19 protein-coding genes are annotated in these 20,022 nt (G+C 40.5%); 15 read left to right on the top strand and 4 right to left on the bottom strand.

The annotated features are described in order from the left end of the window. The first annotated feature begins 5 nt into the window (after positions 1-5). From CVT07_RS04950 to CVT07_RS04930, 5 genes are all read left to right on the top strand, one after another. Positions 6-1,046 (top strand): D-alanine--D-alanine ligase, encoded by a 1,041-nt coding sequence (locus tag CVT07_RS04950; RefSeq protein WP_107937592.1) that lies wholly within the window; start codon positions 6-8, stop codon positions 1,044-1,046. Between the two features lie 64 nt (positions 1,047-1,110). Next, positions 1,111-1,341: a type II toxin-antitoxin system Phd/YefM family antitoxin gene (locus CVT07_RS04945; protein ID WP_002942153.1), complete on the top strand. Its 231-nt coding sequence runs from the start codon at positions 1,111-1,113 to the stop codon at positions 1,339-1,341. Then, the gene (locus CVT07_RS04940) at positions 1,331-2,116 is read left to right on the top strand and encodes an alpha/beta fold hydrolase (protein WP_107937590.1); all 786 of its coding nucleotides are present in this window, start codon (positions 1,331-1,333) and stop codon (positions 2,114-2,116) included. The genes CVT07_RS04945 and CVT07_RS04940 overlap by 11 nt, the downstream gene beginning before the upstream one ends. Further along, a complete protein-coding gene (locus tag CVT07_RS04935) occupies positions 2,113-3,537 on the top strand; it encodes a UDP-N-acetylmuramoyl-tripeptide--D-alanyl-D-alanine ligase (protein WP_107937588.1) in 1,425 nt (474 codons plus the stop codon). Before CVT07_RS04940 ends, CVT07_RS04935 begins: the two co-directional genes overlap by 4 nt. Next, on the top strand, positions 3,534-3,986 hold the full coding sequence (locus CVT07_RS04930; RefSeq protein WP_107937586.1) for a hypothetical protein: 453 nt from the start codon (positions 3,534-3,536) through the stop codon (positions 3,984-3,986). The genes CVT07_RS04935 and CVT07_RS04930 overlap by 4 nt, the downstream gene beginning before the upstream one ends. Positions 3,987-4,493: 507 nt before the next feature. Here CVT07_RS04930 and CVT07_RS04925 read toward each other — a convergent pair. The 4 genes from CVT07_RS04925 to pta are packed head-to-tail and all read right to left on the bottom strand — an operon-like array spanning position 4,494 to position 8,387. Further along, positions 4,494-4,721 carry a hypothetical protein gene (locus CVT07_RS04925; protein ID WP_107937584.1) on the bottom strand — a complete coding sequence of 76 codons (228 nt, stop codon included), beginning with the start codon at positions 4,719-4,721 and terminating at the stop codon, positions 4,494-4,496. Positions 4,722-4,757: 36 nt separating this feature from the next. Then, the gene (locus CVT07_RS04920) at positions 4,758-5,822 is read right to left on the bottom strand and encodes a tyrosine-type recombinase/integrase (protein WP_107937582.1); all 1,065 of its coding nucleotides are present in this window, start codon (positions 5,820-5,822) and stop codon (positions 4,758-4,760) included. Positions 5,823-5,824: 2 nt separating this feature from the next. Beyond that, a complete protein-coding gene (locus CVT07_RS04915; RefSeq protein ID WP_103621298.1) occupies positions 5,825-7,018 on the bottom strand; it encodes an acetate kinase in 1,194 nt (397 codons plus the stop codon). Between the two features lies 1 nt (position 7,019). Next, positions 7,020-8,387, bottom strand: coding sequence for a phosphate acetyltransferase (gene pta / locus CVT07_RS04910; RefSeq protein ID WP_107790694.1), 1,368 nt, complete (start codon positions 8,385-8,387; stop codon positions 7,020-7,022). 67 nt (positions 8,388-8,454) lie between these two features. Between pta and flgH the strand changes: the two genes are divergently transcribed. From flgH to CVT07_RS04860, 10 genes are all read left to right on the top strand, one after another. Next, complete coding sequence (gene flgH / locus CVT07_RS04905) at positions 8,455-9,162, top strand: flagellar basal body L-ring protein FlgH (RefSeq protein WP_002940928.1); 708 nt, start codon at positions 8,455-8,457, stop codon at positions 9,160-9,162. A gap of 345 nt (positions 9,163-9,507) precedes the next feature. Then, the gene (locus CVT07_RS04900; protein ID WP_107937580.1) at positions 9,508-10,653 is read left to right on the top strand and encodes a hydrogenase small subunit; all 1,146 of its coding nucleotides are present in this window, start codon (positions 9,508-9,510) and stop codon (positions 10,651-10,653) included. Between the two features lie 9 nt (positions 10,654-10,662). Then, positions 10,663-12,381 carry a nickel-dependent hydrogenase large subunit gene (locus tag CVT07_RS04895; protein WP_107937578.1) on the top strand — a complete coding sequence of 573 codons (1,719 nt, stop codon included), beginning with the start codon at positions 10,663-10,665 and terminating at the stop codon, positions 12,379-12,381. Positions 12,382-12,390: 9 nt separating this feature from the next. After that, the gene (gene cybH, locus CVT07_RS04890; protein ID WP_107937576.1) at positions 12,391-13,071 is read left to right on the top strand and encodes a Ni/Fe-hydrogenase, b-type cytochrome subunit; all 681 of its coding nucleotides are present in this window, start codon (positions 12,391-12,393) and stop codon (positions 13,069-13,071) included. Next, positions 13,071-13,613 (top strand): HyaD/HybD family hydrogenase maturation endopeptidase, encoded by a 543-nt coding sequence (locus CVT07_RS04885; protein WP_103632427.1) that lies wholly within the window; start codon positions 13,071-13,073, stop codon positions 13,611-13,613. The genes cybH and CVT07_RS04885 overlap by 1 nt, the downstream gene beginning before the upstream one ends. After that, positions 13,610-15,082: a hypothetical protein gene (locus CVT07_RS04880; protein ID WP_107937574.1), complete on the top strand. Its 1,473-nt coding sequence runs from the start codon at positions 13,610-13,612 to the stop codon at positions 15,080-15,082. Before CVT07_RS04885 ends, CVT07_RS04880 begins: the two co-directional genes overlap by 4 nt. Continuing rightward, complete coding sequence (gene hypF / locus CVT07_RS04875; RefSeq protein ID WP_107937572.1) at positions 15,066-17,291, top strand: carbamoyltransferase HypF; 2,226 nt, start codon at positions 15,066-15,068, stop codon at positions 17,289-17,291. The genes CVT07_RS04880 and hypF overlap by 17 nt, the downstream gene beginning before the upstream one ends. A gap of 45 nt (positions 17,292-17,336) precedes the next feature. Then, positions 17,337-17,750: a nickel-responsive transcriptional regulator NikR gene (gene nikR / locus CVT07_RS04870; protein ID WP_009293882.1), complete on the top strand. Its 414-nt coding sequence runs from the start codon at positions 17,337-17,339 to the stop codon at positions 17,748-17,750. Between the two features lie 361 nt (positions 17,751-18,111). Next, positions 18,112-19,374, top strand: a complete 1,263-nt coding sequence (locus CVT07_RS04865; protein WP_107937568.1) for a DUF2157 domain-containing protein — start codon at positions 18,112-18,114, stop codon at positions 19,372-19,374. Next, positions 19,371-20,003, top strand: coding sequence for a GDYXXLXY domain-containing protein (locus CVT07_RS04860; RefSeq protein WP_021087635.1), 633 nt, complete (start codon positions 19,371-19,373; stop codon positions 20,001-20,003). The genes CVT07_RS04865 and CVT07_RS04860 overlap by 4 nt, the downstream gene beginning before the upstream one ends. Positions 20,004-20,022 lie beyond the last annotated feature (19 nt).

Genomic DNA, 20,022 nt, shown 5'->3' with positions numbered 1-20,022 from the left:
AAAAGATGAATTTAGGCGTGATATTTGGGGCAAAGAGTTTTGAGCATGAGATAAGCATAGTAAGCGCGATAGTTTTAAAAAACGTCCTAAAACAGGAGCTAAAATTTATATTTTGCGATGCAAATAGGGACTTTTACCTGATCGAGCAAAAAGATATGAGGGCAAATTTCTTTAGCTCTGGCAAATACAAAAACTCAAAGAAGCTATCTTTAGCAAAGGGCGGCTTTTACGCGCACTCACTTTTTGGCGCAAACAAAGTTGAATGTGACGTCGTTATAAATTTGATCCACGGCATGGACGGCGAAGATGGTAAGATAGCGGCACTTTTTGACTTTTACGGGGTCAAATACATAGGTCCAAGGCTTGAAGCAAGCGCGCTTAGCTACAACAAAGAGCTTACTAAATTTCTAGCGCAAAAGGCTGGTGTAAAGGCGCTTGACTATGAGATGCTAACTCGACAAAGCGAGCCAAAATTTCACTATCCTATTATATTAAAGCCAGCAAGGCTAGGCAGCAGCATCGGCGTGAGCGTCGTGCATGATGATAGTGAGCTTGCCTACGCAAAAGACGTGGCGTTTGAATTTGACAAAGATGTTTTGGTAGAGCCTTTTATAAAAGGCGTCAAAGAGTATAACTTAGCTGGCTGCAAGATCGATGGAAAGATCAAATTTTCTATCGTCGAAGAGCCAAAAAAGAAAGAATTTCTTGACTACGAGCAAAAATATCTTAGTTTTTCAAATGAAAATAAGGTAAAAGAGGCGGAAATTTCTGAAGAGCTAAAACAAAAGCTTAAATTTAACTTTTCTAAAATTTATGATTGTGGATTTGACGGAGCGATCATTAGATGTGACTTTTTCGTGATAGATGACGAGGTCTATCTAAACGAGATCAATCCAAACCCAGGAAGCCTTGCAAACTATCTATTTGAGGACTTTGAGAGCACGCTAAACGCCCTTGCAAACTCACTCCCAAAAGAGCGTGAGATAAAGATTGATTATAAATTTATAAACTCGATCACTTCGGTAAAAGGTAGCGGCAAGCTCTAGTTTATTTAGCGATATATAAAGTAGTTTGTGATATTTTACGTAAAATTTTACATAAAGAGCGACAATGGTAACTTTTACAAAAGATGAAATTTATACAGCAACCGAGGTGGTTAGAAATTTTAGCTCAGTCCTTTCTCGTGTGGGAGCTAGCGAGCTAAAGCGCGCTGTCATCGTTAAAAACAATAAATTTGAAGCTGTCCTTTTAAATATGGAGGAGTACGAGCGCCTTTGCGAAGCAGTAAGCGTGCTTGAGAGCATTTACGCTGCTAAAAAGAGAGAAAACGATGGCGAGTAGGGCAGTCAAATACGGCTCAGACGAGTACGAGATCAGCTACGAAGTTGTAAATCCAAAATGTAAAAAAGTAGTGCTTTTCTTGCATGGCTGGGGCGCAAACAAAGAGATAATGAAAAAGGCTTTTGGACACTATTTAAGCGAGTTTTGTCACGTCTATATCGACATGCCAGGCTTTGGCAAAAGCTCCATTTTTAAGCCTTTAAGAACAAGTGACTACGCAAAAATCGTTGCAAATTTTTGCGCTGAGCTTGGTATAAAACCAGACATCATCGCAGGACATAGCTTTGGCGGCAAGGTCGCAACGCTTCTAAAACCACCATATCTAGTGCTTTTAAGCTCTGCTGGTATAGTCGTCAAAAAGCCATTTATCGTGCGAGCAAAGATAGCAATTTTTAAAATTTTAAAGATATTTGGCTTTGGTAAATTTTACAAACTCTTTGCCACAAAAGATGTGAGCGGCATGAGCAGAGTGATGTATGAAACCCTAAAAAACGTCGTTGATGAGGATTTTACAAAGCATTTTGCTGACTTTGGGGGCAGGGCTTTTATATTTTGGGGAGAAAATGACAAGGCAACGCCTGTAACAAGCGGCGAGAGCATAGATAGACTTATCAAAAATAGCTCATTTTTCCCGCTTGGTGGCGATCATTTTTTCTTTTTGCTCCACGCTAAATTTATAAGCGACGAGATAGAAAAAGGGATAAACTTTGAGCCAAATGAAGCAAAAAATGTCGTGCTAGATGACGATGAGAGCGGGATCGAGGAGATAAGATGAGTATATTTTTAAGCATAAGCACAGTTTTATTTATCTTTGCGCTTGCTTTTTATGTGATCACTTGCTTTCAGTGGTTTTCATATAGGCCTGAGCGCGTGCTCTTTCACTTCACAAAGCCCGCTTGGCACGTCTTTTTCTTTATAGTGCCTTTGGTGCTATTTTACACGACTGGCAAGTGGTTTTTTATCTATTTTTACTTTGCGCTTTTGCCAGCTCTTTATCTTTGGCATAAAAAACTTGATAAAAAGCTAGTCTTTACAGGCAGGATCAAGCACTTTTTTGCCATCCTTGCTTGCGCTATCATCTTAAACTACGCTTTAAATTTCATCATCCACAAGGCGTTTTTGGCTCCTATGCCACTTTTTGTCTTGGTCGTGAGCCTATTTTTTAGTGAAATTTTAGAAAAGATCAAATTTCAAGGCTTTAAAAACAGGGCACTTAAAAAACTTGGCGCAAACAAAGAGCTAAAGATCATCCTAATCACCGCAAGCTACGGCAAAACGAGCATAAAAAATTTTCTCTTTGAAATTTTAAAAGATAGCCTTGTTTGCTATAAAACGCCACGCAGCGTCAATACAATGGCTGGCATCATCAAAGATATCAACGAAAATTTAAGCGAGCAAACGCAAATTTACATCGCAGAAGCAGGCGCTAGACTAAAGGGCGACATCCTAGAGATCACTAAATTTCTAAATCCACAAATCGTCATCGTTGGCGAGATCGGCGCGCAACACATTGAGTACTTTAAAACGCTTGATAACATCCGCGCGACAAAGCTTGAAGCACTTCAAAGCGCTCGCTTGCAAATGGCATTTTTGCATAGCTCGACAAAAAAAGAGGCAAGCGAAAATATAGAAATTTACGATGAGAACCTAAAAGATATAAATGCAAATTTAGATGGAATTTCATTTACGCTTGATGGCAAAAACTACGCCTCGCCGCTTCTTGGTAAATTTAACGCTACAAATTTAGCCGTTTGCATCAAGGTGGCAAGATACCTAAAAATGAGCGATGAAGCGATAGATAGTGCGCTATCTAAGATGAAAAACGTCGAGCACCGCCTAAGCAAGATCGAGGCTGGCGGCAAGCTGATAATAGACGATAGCTTCAATGGAAATTTCTCAGGCATGAGCGCAAGTTACGAGCTAGTAAGCACCTACGCTGGCAGAAAAGTGCTGCTAACGCCTGGTATCGTTGAGAGCGATGCGGAGCAAAATGCAAATTTGGCCAAGGTAATAAATGAAATTTTCGACCTAGTCATCATCACAAGCTCGCTAAACGCGCAAACTTTACTAAAACATATCGTAAAGCCAAAGATCATCATCCTAAAGGACAAGAACAAAATGCAAGAAATTTTAGCCCAAAACACGCATGCTGGCGATCTTATACTATTTTCAAACGACGCACCGAGTTTTATATGAAAAAGATAGTTTTTTTAGCTCTAATCTTAAGCTTAGCTTCTAGCTTTGACATCGATGACTACGACAGGGGCAATGAGGCTAGAAGCGCCGGAGACTACGCAACTGCGTATGAAATTTTTTACGATGGTTGTGAGCAAAAAGATGTGCTTTCGTGCGAGGCTTTGGGCGATATGTTTGTAAATGAAGAGATAAACGAGCAGATGGATAGTGATCTAAAAAAGCACTCAAATATCGAGCTTAGCGTGAGCTATTTTATGAAAAGCTGCGACCTTGGCTATCAAAACGCCTGCGATGACGTCATAAGCCTAAAGGACGATCTAAATATCACCTTGCCATCTGGCGTATACGAAAATGCTAAGGCTAGGTATGATGAGCTTTTTGAAGAGTTTAAAGAGCAAGAGGCAAATAAGACTATGGAAAATTTAGAAGAGCAAAAGGCAAAAAAATAGTCAAATTTGACTTTGCGAGCAGGTTAAATTTCATATCAAATTTAAAATTTTAAATTTAAAAAGCTCAATGTCTTGCCGCCTTTTTGAAAGCGGCTAATACAAAAGAGGCATAAAGGCAAGCCACATCTTGCGTTATATAAGCAGGGGTTTTAAATTTTATATCGCGAGGCAAAGTAGTTTTTGAGCTTGCTTGTCTATAGCTTTTAAATTTTTTTCTAAATTTGCTTTCTTACGGCACTGCTGATTAGAAAGATAGGCAATTATCAAATGGGTATGACAACGCCCAAGATACCAGCTATAAAGGTATTTACTCCGATTAGTCTAATGGTATTTTGCAGATATTCGTTTGTAACGTTTGCAACTGGGTTAGGTGTCGCACTGATTATGAAAATAAAAAGGACGGCATTGGCTAAAAAAATGGCTAGTTTTAGCGCTCCAAGCCAAATTTGCCTCGTTATAAAGTTGAGAGTGTATAGGCGTTTGCCTTTGGATTGCTTGGGCTTTAAGCTAAATTTGCCTCGTCATAAAGTGCTTTACGCCAAGCGCACCAAAGATGAAGCTCCCCACCCAAAAGACAAAGATAGGCGACTTTAAATTTAAGATCGGTATCTTTTGCGCCAGCTCATCAAGCCTTTTCTCATCAAGTGCGTCTAGTTTATTTTCTAGCATTTTTAGCAGGGCAAAGTCCTTTGGTAGCTTGTCTTGTAATAACGAAATGATAGAATTTGCGTTCATTTTCTCTCCCAATAATCTATACAATTTGATTTAAATTTACTCATTTGCCAAGTCCTCAGCCACTTTGGCAGCTAGTTTTAGCTTGTCACTATCAAAGTGCGTGTAAATTCGTGAGGTATTTAGGCTTGCATGCCCAAGAGCTTCTTGCACGAGCACAAGGTCTTTTTGCTTTTTATAAAGCATCGTTGCAAAGGTGTGGCGCAGCATGTGAGCGCCGTTTTTCTCTTTTCTGATACCAGCTTTAAATAAAATTTGCTCCACGATACGGCTAACATAAGCTTGTGTGAGCCTCGTGCCTTTTTTATTTATAAAAAGATAGCCCTCTTTATTGATGTAGTTTATCGCGATCGCGTCTAGGTGCGCTTCTATGAGGTGGCGCTTTATCATTACGATGCGGTATTTGTTGCCTTTGCCACGAATTCTAATGATAAAAAGATCACCATCTTCAGTGATATCTTTTCTCTTTAAATTTAGCGCCTCGCTCACACGAATGCCAGTAAAGATGATGATTTTTATGATGAGCTTATTGCGGTTTGAGTTTTGCTTAAAGTCGCTCTGCTCGATCGCATCAAGAAATTTCTTAACCTCCTCTTCGCCCATAAACTCAGGCAGTTTTTGCCCTTTGTTGCCACTAACGCCGCCCCAGTTTTTTAAATTTATATCAAAAACATGAGCCTTGCCGTCTTCTTCGTTTTGTTTGTCTAAAAAGGCAAAGAAATTTATCACTGAAATTCTGTAGTTTTTCTTGCTCGCATCACTTAGTCCGCCAGTCGTGCTTGCTAAAATTTCACTTAGCAACTCTTCATCGATCTGCTTTAGGCTGCTAAGCTCATAAAATTTCATCGTCTCGTATATCTTTTTAAGCGGATTAAAGTAGGTATTTATGCCAGTTAGTCCTGCATTTCTAGCGCTTTTTACCAGCCCATCAAGCTGCTCTATGTTTTTTATCTCGCGGCTTAGGGCGAAATTTACACTTGCAAGCGCCTTTGGATCTCTTAGCTCCTTGTTTGAAAGCGAGCTAAGTTTAAATTTGACATAGCGAGTTAGCCAAAATATAAATGAGTTTTCAAAACTATCTTTGCAGTCAAGCGGGAATTTCATGCTTAAAGCGTTCTCTCTTTTATCACTCTGGCTGTCTCTATGGCGATCTCAAGCTCTTCGTTGGTTGGGATGATGAGCGTTTTTATCTTAGCGCCTTCTTCATCTATGCACCTCTCGCCTCGCTCGTTTGAGAAATTTAGCTCGTGGTTGATGTGGATACCAAGATGCTTTAGATCATCACAAATTTTTTGCCTTGTGTTTGGCGCATTTTCGCCGATACCGCCAGTAAATATGAGCGCATCAACACGCCCTAAAATGGCGTAGTATGAGCCGATATACTTTTTCACTCGGTAGCAAAACATCTCAAATGCAAGCTTTGCGCGCTCGTCGTTTTGCATCTTAGCTACGACCTCTCTCATGTCGCTTGAGCCACAAATTCCAAAAAGTCCGCTCTTTTTGTTTAAAAAATTATCGATCTCGTTCCACTTTAAAACGCCGATATTTAGCAGATAGATGACCACGGCTGGGTCCATATCGCCGCTTCTTGTGCCCATTATGAGCCCTTCAAGTGGGCTAAGACCCATCGAAGTGTCGATGCTTTTGCCATTTTGCACAGCACAAGCTGAGGCGCCGTTGCCTAGATGAAGCGAGATAGCGTTAAATTTATCAAACTCTATGCCAAGCATTTTTGCCGCTTGCTTGCAGACATATCTGTGCGAAGTGCCATGAAAGCCGTATTTTCTGATGTGATGAGTCTTGCAAACGTCGTAGGGTAGGGCATAGCGGTAGGCGTACTCTGGCATGCTTTGATGAAACACTGTGTCAAAAACGACCACGTGAGGCACATTTTTGCTCTCTTTCATCGCGTTTTTGATGCCAGCAAGGTGCCCTGGGTTGTGAAGTGGGGCTAGTGGGCTTATCTCCTCGATCTTTTTGATGACGCTTTCATCAACGATCATCGAGCTAAAAAAGCTCTCGCCGCCATGCACTATCCTGTGTCCGATGCCGTCAAGCTCGCTTAGATCGTGCAGCGTATGCGAGGTGGTAAAGAGTTCGTTCATCGCTTCAAGTCCGTCGTGGTGGTCTTTTATGAAGCGTTTTATCTCATAAACTTCGCCATTTGCCTTTAGCACCGCCCTTGAGCTAGAGCTGCCGATTTGCTCGACTAGACCGCTTGCTAGGCTTGTTTTTGTCTGCATTTCAAAAAGCTGAAATTTTATCGAGCTGCTACCTGAGTTTAAAACTAAAATTCTCATATCACTCTCCTGCTTGTATCGCGCTTATTAAGATGGTATTTACCACGTCTTCGACGAGGCAGCCACGGCTTAGGTCATTTACTGGCTTTTTTAGCCCTTGAAGGATAGGACCCACCGCTAGGGCATTTGCACTTCGCTGAACTGCTTTGTAGCAGATGTTTCCGCAGTTTAAATTTGGAAATATAAATACATTTGCCTGCCCAGCCACATCAGAATTTGGCATCTTTTTGCTAGCCACGCTTAGATCAACTGCCGCGTCAAACTGAATTGGTGCAGCTATTTTTAAATTTGCATCAAGCTCGCTTGCTTTTTTGGCAGCCTCTTTTACAAACTCCACATCGGCCCCGCTGCCACTATCAGCTGTTGAGTAGCTTAGCATGGCGATCTTTGGATTAAGTCCAAAGGCACTTGCTGTTTGAGCGCTACTTAGCGTGATGCTAGCTAGCTCGTCTGCGCTTGGATTTGGCGTGACGGCGCAGTCTGCAAAGAGTGAAATTTCTTCTTCAAGCGCCATGAAAAATGCCCCGCTTACCACGCTTACATTTGGCTTTGTTTTTATGATCTGAAGGGCTGGGCGGATCGTATCAGCCGTACTCATCGTAGCGCCACTTACCAAGGCATCTGCTATGCCTTCATGTATTATCATCGTGGCAAAGTAAATTTTATCTTTTGCAAGCGCGTTTGCCTTGTCTTCATCCATTCCTTTATGCTTTCTTAGCTCATAAATTTTCTTTGCAAATTTGTCTGTTAGCTCATTTTGTGCTGGGTTTAGCACTTTGGCTTTGCTTAAATTTAGCCCCAAAGTGGCTGCCTTTTTTGAAATTTCACTCTCAAGGCCTAGCAAGATGATATTTGCCGCACCTTTTTCTAGCACGATGTGAGCTGCTTTTAAAATTCTCTCATCATCACTTTCAGGCAAAACGACGGTTTTGTTTGCCGCTTTAGCTCTTTTTAGAAGCAAGCTTTGAAATTTAAATGGCGTGATGATCTCGTGCTCATAGCTTAAAATTTCATCAAATTTATCAGTTATTAGAAGCTTTGAGTTTAAATTTAGCGCCTTTAGCTCGCTTGCGTTTTCGTCAAAAACAGGCGCGTTTAAATTTCTAGCTAGCTTTAAATTTAGCTCGCTCTTGCCAAAGACGCTAAAGCCCTCACAGCCAACGACTATGACAAAGTCGCTTCTCTCCTTTAGCTCTTCAAATTTATCTATAAATTTTAAAAAAAACTCCTTTTCATTTAAATTTATTAGATTTTTTTTGTCGTTTTCGTCTGGAGTTATCTTAAAGATCTCAACTTTTTTGAATTTTGTAGCTATAATTTCCTGCAAATATGCTAGATTTTTGTCTGAAAAAATGTAACAACTTTTCATTTTGTGACCTTTTTGGGAACTTAAATTGCTTAATCTTAGCACAAAGATACTTATTTTAAGGCATTTTATGAACTATAAAAAGATTTGGCTCGTCACATTTGCGGGCATTTTTTACACAGGTTGCACCCCAAGTGCAGATCCTCACATCAATATGAAACCTCCAGTTTATGTCGAACAACTCCCTTCAAAAGATAGTGGCAGCGGTCAAAGCAACGCCGGCAGTCTCTTTGGCAAGGGCGAAAATCCTCTTTTTTCAGATAGAAAGGCGATGAATGTAAATGACATCGTAACCATCGTCATCTCAGAAAATGCAAGTCAAATTTCAAGCGGCAGCAAAAGCACCAACAAAGATAGCACCATTTCGCTTGGCGGTGGCGTTTTCACAGCTGGAGCCGCACCGCTCTCAACCGTGGCTGATAATCTAAACAAATACGGTGACATCGGCTTTAAAGCAGGTGGCGGCAATAAATTTACAGGTAGTGGCACTAGCAACAGAAGCGAGAAATTTACCGCAACCATCTCAGCTAGGATCATCAAGATCTTAAACAACGGCAACTACTTCATCGAGGGCAGCCGCGAGCTACTTATAAACGGCGAAAAACAGATCATGCAAGTAAGTGGCGTCATCAGACCTTACGACATCTCGCAAAACAACGAAATCGACTCAAAATACATAGCTGACGCCAAAATTTTGTATAAAACTGAGGGCGAGCTAGACAAATCAACTAAAAAACCTTGGGGCACAAGGCTTATGGAGGCTATCTGGCCATTTTAATGCAAATTTAAAAGCCTAAATTTAACCCATTTAGGCTTTTAAAAATTTATACTTCAAAGCCCATTCTTCTTAAATATACTAAATTATATTTTTTAAAAATTATTAAAAATTTGAATTGATATTTACTTTCAGAAAAATATCTTTTTTCTTTAGCAGTTTGTAAAAATGGGATAAATTCTCACTAAATATTATTTTTTAGCATATTTTAAGATTATTGATAACAAGGCGTTTAAAATTTTATTTTAAAATTTATTTAAATATAATTATTAATAGAATAAAATAATATTTGTCTTCTTTAAAAAAGATAAGATACAAAATAAACAAATTTCAAATGAAGGAGCTTATATGAATAATGACTTGCGTCAAAAGATCAATAGACGCTTAAGCGAACTTAGTGCATTGCCTAAGATGAAAAATGACACTAGTATTGCGCAGCTTTTAAAAGATAAGGGCTTTACTAGGCGTGATTTTATGAAGTGGGCTGGTGCGATGACAGCTTTTATGGCATTGCCAAGCGCGATGACACCGATGGTTGCTCGTGCTGCTGAGCTAAGCGATAGGCTCCCTGTGATATGGCTTCACATGGCAGAATGCACTGGCTGTAGCGAGGGCCTACTAAGAACTGACGCTCCAAGTATAGATAGCCTTATATTTGACTACATAAGCCTTGAATACCACGAAACTATCATGGCAGCTGCTGGCTGGCAGGCTGAAGAAAATTTAGAGCATGCGATAGAAAAATATAAAGGCAGATATATCTTGCTAGTTGAGGGTGGCGTGCCAACAGGAGCTACTGAGCACTTTTTAACAGTCGGACCTCACGGCACAAGCGGCAAAACTCACGCCGTAAATGCCTCTGCTAATGCAGCTGCTATCTTTGCTATTGGCACCTGTTCTAGCTTTGGCGGTATCCAAGCAGCTAAGCCAAATCCAACAAATTCTGTCGGTCTTTCAAAAGTGACTGATAAGCCAGTCATAAATGTGCCAGGATGCCCTCCAAGTGAGAAAAACATCGTTGGCAACGTGCTTCACTACTTGCTATTTGGCACTTTGCCTGCACTTGATGTTTATAACAGACCAAAATGGGCTTACGGCTTAAGAATTCACGATCTTTGCGAAAGACGTGGCCGCTTTGACGCAGGCGAATTTGTCCAAAGCTTTGGCGACGAGGGCGCAAAAAATGGCTACTGCTTATACAAAGTAGGCTGTAAAGGTCCATATACATTTAACAACTGCTCACGCGAGAGATTTAATCAACACACATCATGGCCAGTTCAAGCAGGTCACGGCTGTATAGGCTGCTCTGAGCCAGACTTCTGGGATACGATGGGGCCATTTGAAGAGCCGATGGCTGATAGACTATTTGACACTGTTTTGGGGCTTGGCGCTGATAATGTAAGTGATAAGATCGGCATTGGCATTTTAGCACTTGCTGGCGTTGGCATAGCAGCTCACGCTGCACTAGCTTGTATGAGTAAAGATAAAGAATAAGGCGAAAAAATGAGCGAAAAAAGAATAGTAATAGACCCTATAACACGTATCGAGGGGCATTTAAGAATAGAAGTTGTAGTTGATGAAAACAACGTTGTAAAGGAGGCTTACTCTGGCTCAACTCTTTGGAGAGGCTTAGAGCAGATAGTAAAAAATAGAGACCCAAGGGACGCTGGCTTTTTCATGCAAAGAATTTGTGGCGTTTGCACATATTCACACTACCGTGCAGGCATTGTAGCTGTCGAAGATGCACTTGGTATCAAGCCACCGCTAAACGCAGAACTAACTAGAACGCTTATGAACGCAGCCCTCTATCTTCACGATCACATCGTGCACTTTTATCAGCTCCACGGCCTTGACTGGGCGGACGTCGTCTCTGCATTAAGCGCAGACGTGCATAAAGCTAGCGAAGAGGCGTTTAAATACACAAGCACGCCATTTGCTACGGGAGCTGACAAGCTAAAAGAGGTAAAAGAGAGGGTTGAAGCCTTTGTTAAAAAGGGCAACCTTGGACCATTTGCCAACGCATACTGGGGACATAGCACATATAAATTTACTCCAGAGCAAAATTTAATCGTCCTCTCTCACTATCTTGAGTGCCTTAGAATCCAAAGAACAGCAGCTCAGATGATGGCTATCTTTGGCGCGAAAAACCCACACCCACAAAGCCTAACAGTTGGCGGCGTGACCTGTGTGATGGACCTTATGGATCCAGCTAGAATGGGCGAATATATGAGCAAATTTGCTGAGATCAAAGAATTTGTAGATAGAGCTTACTATCCAGACATTTTGATGGCGGCTAAGGCTTATGCAAACGAGCCAAGCGTTCTAAACGATGTTGGCGTATCAAATTTATTCTGCTACGATGAGTTTTTGATAGGCAAAAATGACCATCTATTTAAAGGTGGCATCATCTTAAATGGCGATCTTAGCAAGGTCTATGACATAGATGAAGATAAGATCACAGAAGAGGCGACAAGAGCTTGGTATAAAAATGACAAAGCGCTTCACCCTTATGACGGCGAGACAGAGGCAAACTACACAGGCCTTGTTGATGGCGAGAGCATAGACGGCGAGGGCAAGCTAGCTCATAGCAAGCTTTTTGACACAAAGGGCAAATATAGCTGGATCAAAGCGCCAAGATATGACGGCATGCCTATGCAAGTAGGACCGATCGCAAGCATCGTCATAAACTACGCTAAAGGCAACGAGAGAATTAAAAAGGTAGTTGATGAGTTCTTATCAAAGAGTGGCTTGCCACTAAGTGCAGTCTTTTCAACTCTAGGCAGAACTGCTGCTCGTATGCTTGAAGCAAAAGTTGTCGCAGAGCACACGATGGACGCATTTAATGCCTTAATCGAAAATTTAAAGACAGATCAAGAGACCTGCACAAAATATGTAATAGATAACAAAAAAGAATATAAAGGAAATTTTCAAGGCAACGCTCCAAGAGGCGCGTTAAGCCACTGGTGCCGCATAAAAGATGGCGTCATCTCAAACTGGCAAGCAGTCGTGCCAAGCACTTGGAACGCCTCTCCAAAAGACGCCAAAGGTCAAATGGGCAGCTATGAGGCGTGCTTAGTTGGTATGAAGATCGCTGATCTTTCAAAACCACTTGAGATAATACGAAAAATTCACTCTTACGACCCTTGCATCGCGTGTGCCGTGCATGTTATGGACACGAAGGGAAATGATTTGAGTACTTATAAGATAAATCCAAATTTGTAAGGAGAAAAGATGTCACATAAAAATCCTGACAGGATCAGCGAATATGAATTCTCCATCGGCGTTAGGCTGACACACTGGATTAGATTTGTAGCTATCACGCTTTTGGTTGTGAGCGGCTACTACATCTCTTATGTCTTTATGAGCCCAGAGATCACGAGCGAGCCTACAAATTTCATGCAAGCAAAGTGGCGTTTGGCGCACCAGGTCGCTGGCTTTGTGCTAATAGCGGCGTTTATCTTTAAATTTTATCTATTTGTCTTTGATAAACACAGCAAAAAAGAGTGGATGAGTGTGCTTGACTTTTTAAGTCCAAAAGTTTGGATAGCGCAGATAAAGTACTACATCTTTATGGGGCCGCACCCGCATTTAAGGGGCGTTTATAACCCATTGCAGTTTGCCTCATACTTTTTCTTTTACGTCATCTTGGCGCTCATTTGCCTAACTGGTCTAGTGCTTTACGCTCACGTTTATCACGAGGGACTTGGCGGAGCGATCTACGAGCCAGCAAGATACTTTGAAGAGCTTATGGGCGGACTAGCAAATGTTAGAACGATACATAGAATTTGCATGTGGATTATCATGATATTTGTGCCAATTCACGTTTATATGGCGATATTTAACGCCGTTAAAGGCAAAAATGGAGCGATGGACGCCATCATTAGTGGCTATAAATTTGTAAAAGAACACTGATGAGAGTGCTTGTTCTTGGCATTGGCAACGTGATGTTTGCTGATGAGGGCATAGGTGTTCATTTTGTAAATTTGATGGCTAAAAACTATAAATTTACAAGCTCTAAAAACGAGCTTATTCTAATGGACGGGGGCACTTTAGCCCTCGCTCTAACTCACATTATAAGCGAATTTGACTATCTTATTGTCGTTGATTGCATTAGCGCAAATGGCGCAAGCGTGGGCGATGTTTATTTTTTTGATTTTCTAAACGTGCCAAATTTTATCAGCTGGGACGGCTCGGCTCACGAGATCGAGATGCTTCAAACCCTTCATCTAATGGAGCTTGCAGGCGATAGACCGACAACCAAAATCTTAGGCATCGTGCCTAGCCGCATAGAGTCATCAAATTTTAGCCTCTCAGATGAAGTGATAAAAGCTTCTAACATCCTAGAAAAAACGCTACTTGATCACTTAAAAGAGCTTGATTTTAAGTGCGAAAAGGTGGCAAATTTCACCTTAAATGACACCCTCGATGACTACGCCAAAAAAGGTTTAAAATGATACTTGCTTTTAAATTTGACTGCTTTAAAGACCCAGCCTTTTTGGCGCCATTTTTACGCTCATTAGCTGGGGAGTTTAGACACTCCATAAGCTGTAAAAATGATCAAATTTGCCTAAAAGTAAGTGGCTCTGCCAATGAGCTTAGCGCCCTAGCAGACAGAGCAAGCGTCATCTTGCCCTATAGCCTTTTTATAAAGCATAGCGAGGTCGATGTGGCAGATGAGCTTGACGAGGAAAGTGAAATTAAAAAGATAAAATTTGGCACGCTTAGCCCATCTCAAGCGGCGGCATTTTTGGCTAATGGCAAGGCTATTTTAAATGAAAGTGGCGTGCTTGCTTTGAGTAAATTTGATGGCGAGATAACGCTTGATAATTTTAATGAAAAGCTAAAAGCCTGCCTAAATTTATTAAAAAACGGCAAGGGCATTTGCGTAGAGCAAGATGAAAATTTATATGAAATTTCTCTTGGGGTGAAATTTGATGCAAATTTCTTGATGCCTGTAAATTTAAAACAGCTACCTAAAATTTTCATCGCCGATGATAGGGCGCAGATCGCGCTTGCTAGCTTTGAAAAGCCACTTTTGGCACTAAAAACGACAGCCATTTACAGGCAAAACCACGAGGACGCACCGCTATTTTTTGACGTGATGGCGCCAAATGACCTTTTTCTTTACGCCCTTTGCGAGCAGCTAAATCAAGATGGCTTTAGCTTTTTAAGCGTTACTGTAAAGGAGCAAAAAAACGCCCTTTTAAGGCTAATTTTGCTTGAAAATAGCGCTCTTTTAAGCCCATTTTTTTACACAAAAGATGAGGAATTTGAGCTTGAGAGTTTTGGCGAAGTGGCTTTGGGGCTTAAATTTAGCAAATTTGGCGATGATGAAATTTGCCTGCTTTCAAAATCAAGCAAAACGCAGCTTCTATTTTTACCAAAATTTAGCAGCTTTGAAGAAATTTATGAGCTCATAAGGGCTGAGGATGGCGGCAAAAGGCTACTTGAAAACTTTAGTAAAGAGCACGCCCTGCCAAGCGGTAAATTTAGCTCAAATGCTAGCTTTTTCTCGCTATTTTGCATAGCTGGACGCTTGCTTGGCTTAAGCAGTGAGTTTAAAAAAGCAGGGGAGAATTTTCTCCTTATGGCAAGCGATTTTAGCGGTCAAAAGGGCGTTAGGATAGATTACAAAATGAAAGATGACTTTGGTTTAGACGGGGTTAAGTTTGTAAAAAGTATCATTTCATTTATCCTTGCTGGCGCTGGAGAGAAGAATATCAGCTTTGGTTGCACCGAGTCTTTGGCACATTTTCTGAGCGATTTTAGCTATGAAAAACGAGATAAATTTAACATCAAAAATGTTACTTTAAGCGGGGATTTATTTTATAATAAGGTAGTTAGCAACTTGATAAAAAAGCACCTAAACCCAAATATAAAAACAAATTTTGACCCCGGATTTGGCGTTGAGATCAAGCTTTAGATATGAGATCAAAGGCTTAGTTCAAGGCGTTGGTTTTAGACCTTTTGTCTATACTTTGGCGGACAAATTTAAGCTTATTGGCGAAATTTACAACGATGATGAGGGCGTGAAGCTAAATTTTAGCGGCGAAGAGGCCAGCTTTTTGGCTTTTGAAAAAGAGCTTTATGAGAAACTACCAGCCCTTGCTAGGATCGATGAACTGCATAAATTTAAGATAGATAAAATTTATAAAAAACTTGAGATCGTAGCCTCAAAGTCGGCTACCAAGCAAGCGCCCATTTTGCCTGATTACGCACTTTGCGATGACTGCTTGCGCGAGTTTTATGACCCTACAAATCCACGCTACAAATACCCATTTATAAACTGCACCAACTGCGGACCGAGATTTTCTATCATCAAAGCATTGCCTTACGACAGGGTAAATACGACGATGAATGAGTTTAAGATGTGCGAGTTTTGTGAGAGCGAGTATAAAGACCCGCTTAACCGCCGCTACCATGCAGAGCCGATCTCTTGCCCAAACTGCGGGCCAAAGCTATATCTAAAAGATAAATTTGGCAAAGTCTTAGCTAGCGAGAACGAAGCAGCCAAAGAGGCGGCTAGGCTCATAAACGAGGGTAAAATTTTAGCCATTAAAGGGCTTGGTGGCTTTCATCTGGTTTGTGACGCGACAAATGAAGCCGCAGTTTGCGAGCTAAGAGCTAGAAAACACCGCCCAAGCAAGCCCTTTGCGCTGATGAGTAAAAATTTGCAAAACGCTAGAAAAATAGCGCAAATTTCAGACGCAGAGGCGAAGCTTCTTAGCTCAAATTTAAAGCCTATCGTCCTGCTTGAAGCAAAAAACGGCTCAAATATCGCAAAAAGCGTCGCGCCAAATTTAAATAAGCTTGGCGTCATGCTCGCATTTAGTGGCATACATCTTTTACTATTTGATTATTTAGAGCACGACATCATCGCAACTAGCGCAAACATCTCAGGCGAGGTTGTGATAAAAGATGAGAGCGAGCTAAGAGAAAAACTAGGTGATGTCATAGACTTTTACCTTGATCACGACCGCGAAATTTACTCGCCAAGTGATGATAGTATCGCGTTTTGCGTTGGCGATGAAGTGATTTTTACAAGGACAAGCCGTGGGCTAAATCCAAATTTCATCCATACAAATTTCAAGCAAAAAGGGACATTTTTAGCCCTTGGAGCGGAGCTAAAAAGCTCATTTTGCATCTACAAAGACGGGCTTTTGATAGTTAGTCCATATATCGGCGATCTAAAAAATGTGGCGACTTTTGATAGGTTTAAGGATATTTTCACCCTTTTTGAAACGACTTATGATCTAAAAATAGATAAGGTCATAGCCGATTTGCATCCAAATTTTTTAAATACAAAATGGGCGAAGGATCAGGGCTTTGAGCTAGTTCATTTGCAGCATCACTACGCGCACTTGCTAAGTGTTGTCTTTGAAAATGATTTGCCAGACAAAGAGTATCTTGGCTTTTGTTTTGACGGCACTGGATACGGGAAGGACGGCAAAATTTGGGGTGGCGAGGTCTTTAGGCTGGATAAAAAGAGTTACGAGAGAGTTTATCACTTTGATGAATTTAGCTTATTTGGCGGCGAAAATAGCATAAAAAATATCTATCTCATCGCTTATTCTATTATTTTGAAGTATGAGCTTGAGGACGAAGGGCGTAAATTTTTAGTAAATTTTGATGAAAAGGTGCTTCGAAATTTCAAGATGATGGAGCAAAAGGGGCTAAATTTAGTAAAAACTAGCTCGGTTGGTAGGATATTTGACGCATTTGGTGCGATAATATGTGGCATTTCTCACTCGAGTTTTGAGGGCGAGAGTGGTATGAGGCTTGAGGCGCTTTATGATAAAAATTTAGATGTGTGTTACAAATTTAGCCTAAATGACGGAGTTATCGGCTTTAAAGAGGCCTTTAAAAGTGCTTTAAAAGATGAGCCAAGAGTGGCTGCAACGGCATTTATAAATGGCATGGCTGATATTATTTTTGAAATTTCTAAAAATGAGAAAAAAGAGATTTTGCTAAGCGGTGGAGTTTTTCAAAATAAGACTTTGCTTGAGCTTATTTACAAAAAATTTACTGAAGCAAATTTGAAATTTTATATCAATAAAAAATTCTGCAGTAACGATTCTAACGTAAATTTAGGGCAAATTTATTATTATTTATCCACATTTTCTAATAAGTGATGTATAATGATTATAAACGGTAATCAAACGAGAAAGGAGCAAAAAATGGATAGTGTTATACGTTTTAGTGTTTCTTTGCCTAGTCAATTACTAGACGAACTAGATAGAAAAGTTAGCGAACAAGGCTACGCTTCTAGGAGTGAATTTACAAGGGATTTGATCCGTGAAAAGATCGTAAGCGACAGCTGGAAGGACGCTAACGAGGAGTTGATTGGGGTTTTGACGCTCATTTATGTGCATCATCACAACGATTTGGTGAATAAAAAAATGGATATCGAGCATGACTCTGATGTGAAGATCATCTGCACAAATCACGTTCATGTCGATCACCACAACTGCTTAGAAACGATCTCGATAAGAGGTGAGGCTAGCAAGATAGAGCGCTTTGCTGACAGGATTGCTGGCTTAAAGGGTGTTAAGTTTTCTAAACTTACAAAGGCCGCTGTGCCTAAATTTTAAGCTAAAAGCTTTTTTGGCTCTTAAATTTAGGTTTTTTGTAAATAGTTAGCAGCGCTCTCTTGGCTGCAGAGCTTGTCTTATTTTGTCTTTTTGGTAGTTTTTAGCAGTTTTTGTGATCCATTTTTGCAAATTGTTATTGGGTTTTGCTATTTCTTGCGTGCCTGATATCTTTTTTGTGGCGAAAGTTTGATGACCGTTTGTTTTTTACTTGGGCTTTGGCTAAAGCTAAATTTGCAAAAGCCCGCCCAAGTTTTTTGGCTTTTTAAATTTCTCCCTTTTTTGCTTTATTTTTGTTCTAGCATTTTTGGCACTTGTATGCTATCATTAGCCACAAAAAAATGTCATTTAAAGAGAATGAAAGATGAATTTTTACAATAGAAATTTTCTAGCCAAAGAGCTAGATCGCTGGCAAAAAGAGGATGTGGTCGATAAGGCCACCGCTTTAAAGATAGCAAATTTATATGATATAGATATAAACGCTCATAGCGAAAAGACTAGCTTTATCTTAAAGTTGGTTGCTTATCTCTTTTTCGCGCTGGCATTTTTTACCCTTGTTGGAGCTTACTGGGAGGAGATACCAAGGATGGGACGCCTTGTCATCATCTTTGGAGTGCTTGCTCTTTTAAATTTTGGCGGAGTTTATTATCTTAAAAAAGACAAAGATAAGCTTGGCACAGCCACGCTCTTTTTGGGAAATTTCTGCTACGGAGCTGCCATAGCGCTTATCGCTCAAATTTATAATATTAGCGACGAGCCAAGTGGCGGAGTTTTGCTCTGGAGCATTGGAGCTATGGCTCTCTCTTTTGCTAGCAAAAAGGGTCTGCTAGTGGCTCAAAGCCTTGTTTTTGCGACGATCTGGTTTGTTTTAAAGGGCACGGGCGGCGAGTTTGCTTATGAATTTATCGTCTTTATAGTCCTTGGCGCCTACACGCTTTATAAAAGTGACTCTATTTTTCTTGCGATTGTGCTTCTAGCGGATATATTTTTCTACATCGTTTCGCTTTGCGCTAGGATCAGCGGGTTTAATGAATTTTATGGCTATGATCTTATGTTTAGAGCGCCGATGGCTGCTACTTTGTCGCTCTCATACGCGCTTTTACTTGTCGCGCTCTTTAGCACGTTAGCTGGCTTTAGAGATAGGCTGGCGCACCTTGTAAAAGGCTTTGGCAAGTATCTTGGCATCGTTATCTTGATCGTTTGCCTGATAGCTTATGCAAATGGCGATATCTACGAGCTAGAAGAAGATAAATTTTGGTTTGCAAAAGCATTTTTTTATAGCAGTTTTGGCAAGGTTTTTGCCGTATTTGGCATCGCTAGCATTGCGCTATTTTTCAAAGAAAAAAACAAAAGCGGCCTGCTTCTTGGCTTGATACTCTTTGCGTTGCCATTTGTCTTTAGCTTGGGCATGGGATATGCAAATATCTTCTTCTCGCTAGCAAACATCATCGTTGCAGCCGTGCTTATCAAAAATGGCGAGCTAACGTTTGGACTATGCATGATATTCTTAGTTGCTGTGGTTAGATACTTTGAGCTAATAGGCGATTATTTAGGGGCTACGGCGCTATTTATCATCTTTGCCTTCGTCGTGCTCGCAGTTGCTGCTAAAAAAGGACGTACAAAATGAAGATAAGATCACTAATACTAGCTATAATCTTTCAAATTTTACTAATAATTGCGATGCTTGCATACGCGCTCATGCCACTTTACCTTGGAAAAGAGGTAAAAGTGAGGGTAAATCTCTACGATCCAAGGGATCTCTTTCGCGGAAACTACGTGAGCTTGAGCTATGATTTTTCAGATTTTTCAAATCTGCAGCAGTCTAAATTTGATGAAAAAACTGGCGTTGAGATATATATATATGATAGAAATATCTCAAAAAATGATGAAATTTACGCCATTTTAAAGCAAGATGCTAATGCCACTTACGCTTTTGATAAATTTAGCTTTACTAAGCCAAAAGACGTTCTTTTCTTAGCTGGCAAATTTGATGGATATTTATTTGTAAAATATGGCATCGAAGAGTTTTACATGCCAACTAAAAAGGCAAAGCAAACTGAGCGAGAGATGATGGATCAAGATGTGGATACTGTTGCTGTTTTGATGGTGATGGATGATGGTAGGGCAAGGCTAAAAGATCTCATCATCACGCCAAATGGTAAAAAAAGAAGCAATGATGAAAATTTTGACGAAAATGGCTACACAGATGATAACGAGAGCTTTGAAGAGCCAGTTCGCTTGCAAGATCAAAGGTAAATTTAAAGGATGATTAAAA

It is taken from the genome of Campylobacter concisus (assembly GCF_003048875.2).
Taxonomy (GTDB): Bacteria; Campylobacterota; Campylobacteria; order Campylobacterales; family Campylobacteraceae; genus Campylobacter_A; species Campylobacter_A concisus_AU.
The sequence above is the reverse complement of the archived record's forward strand: the minus strand, read 5'-3'. Positions and strand labels throughout refer to the sequence as shown.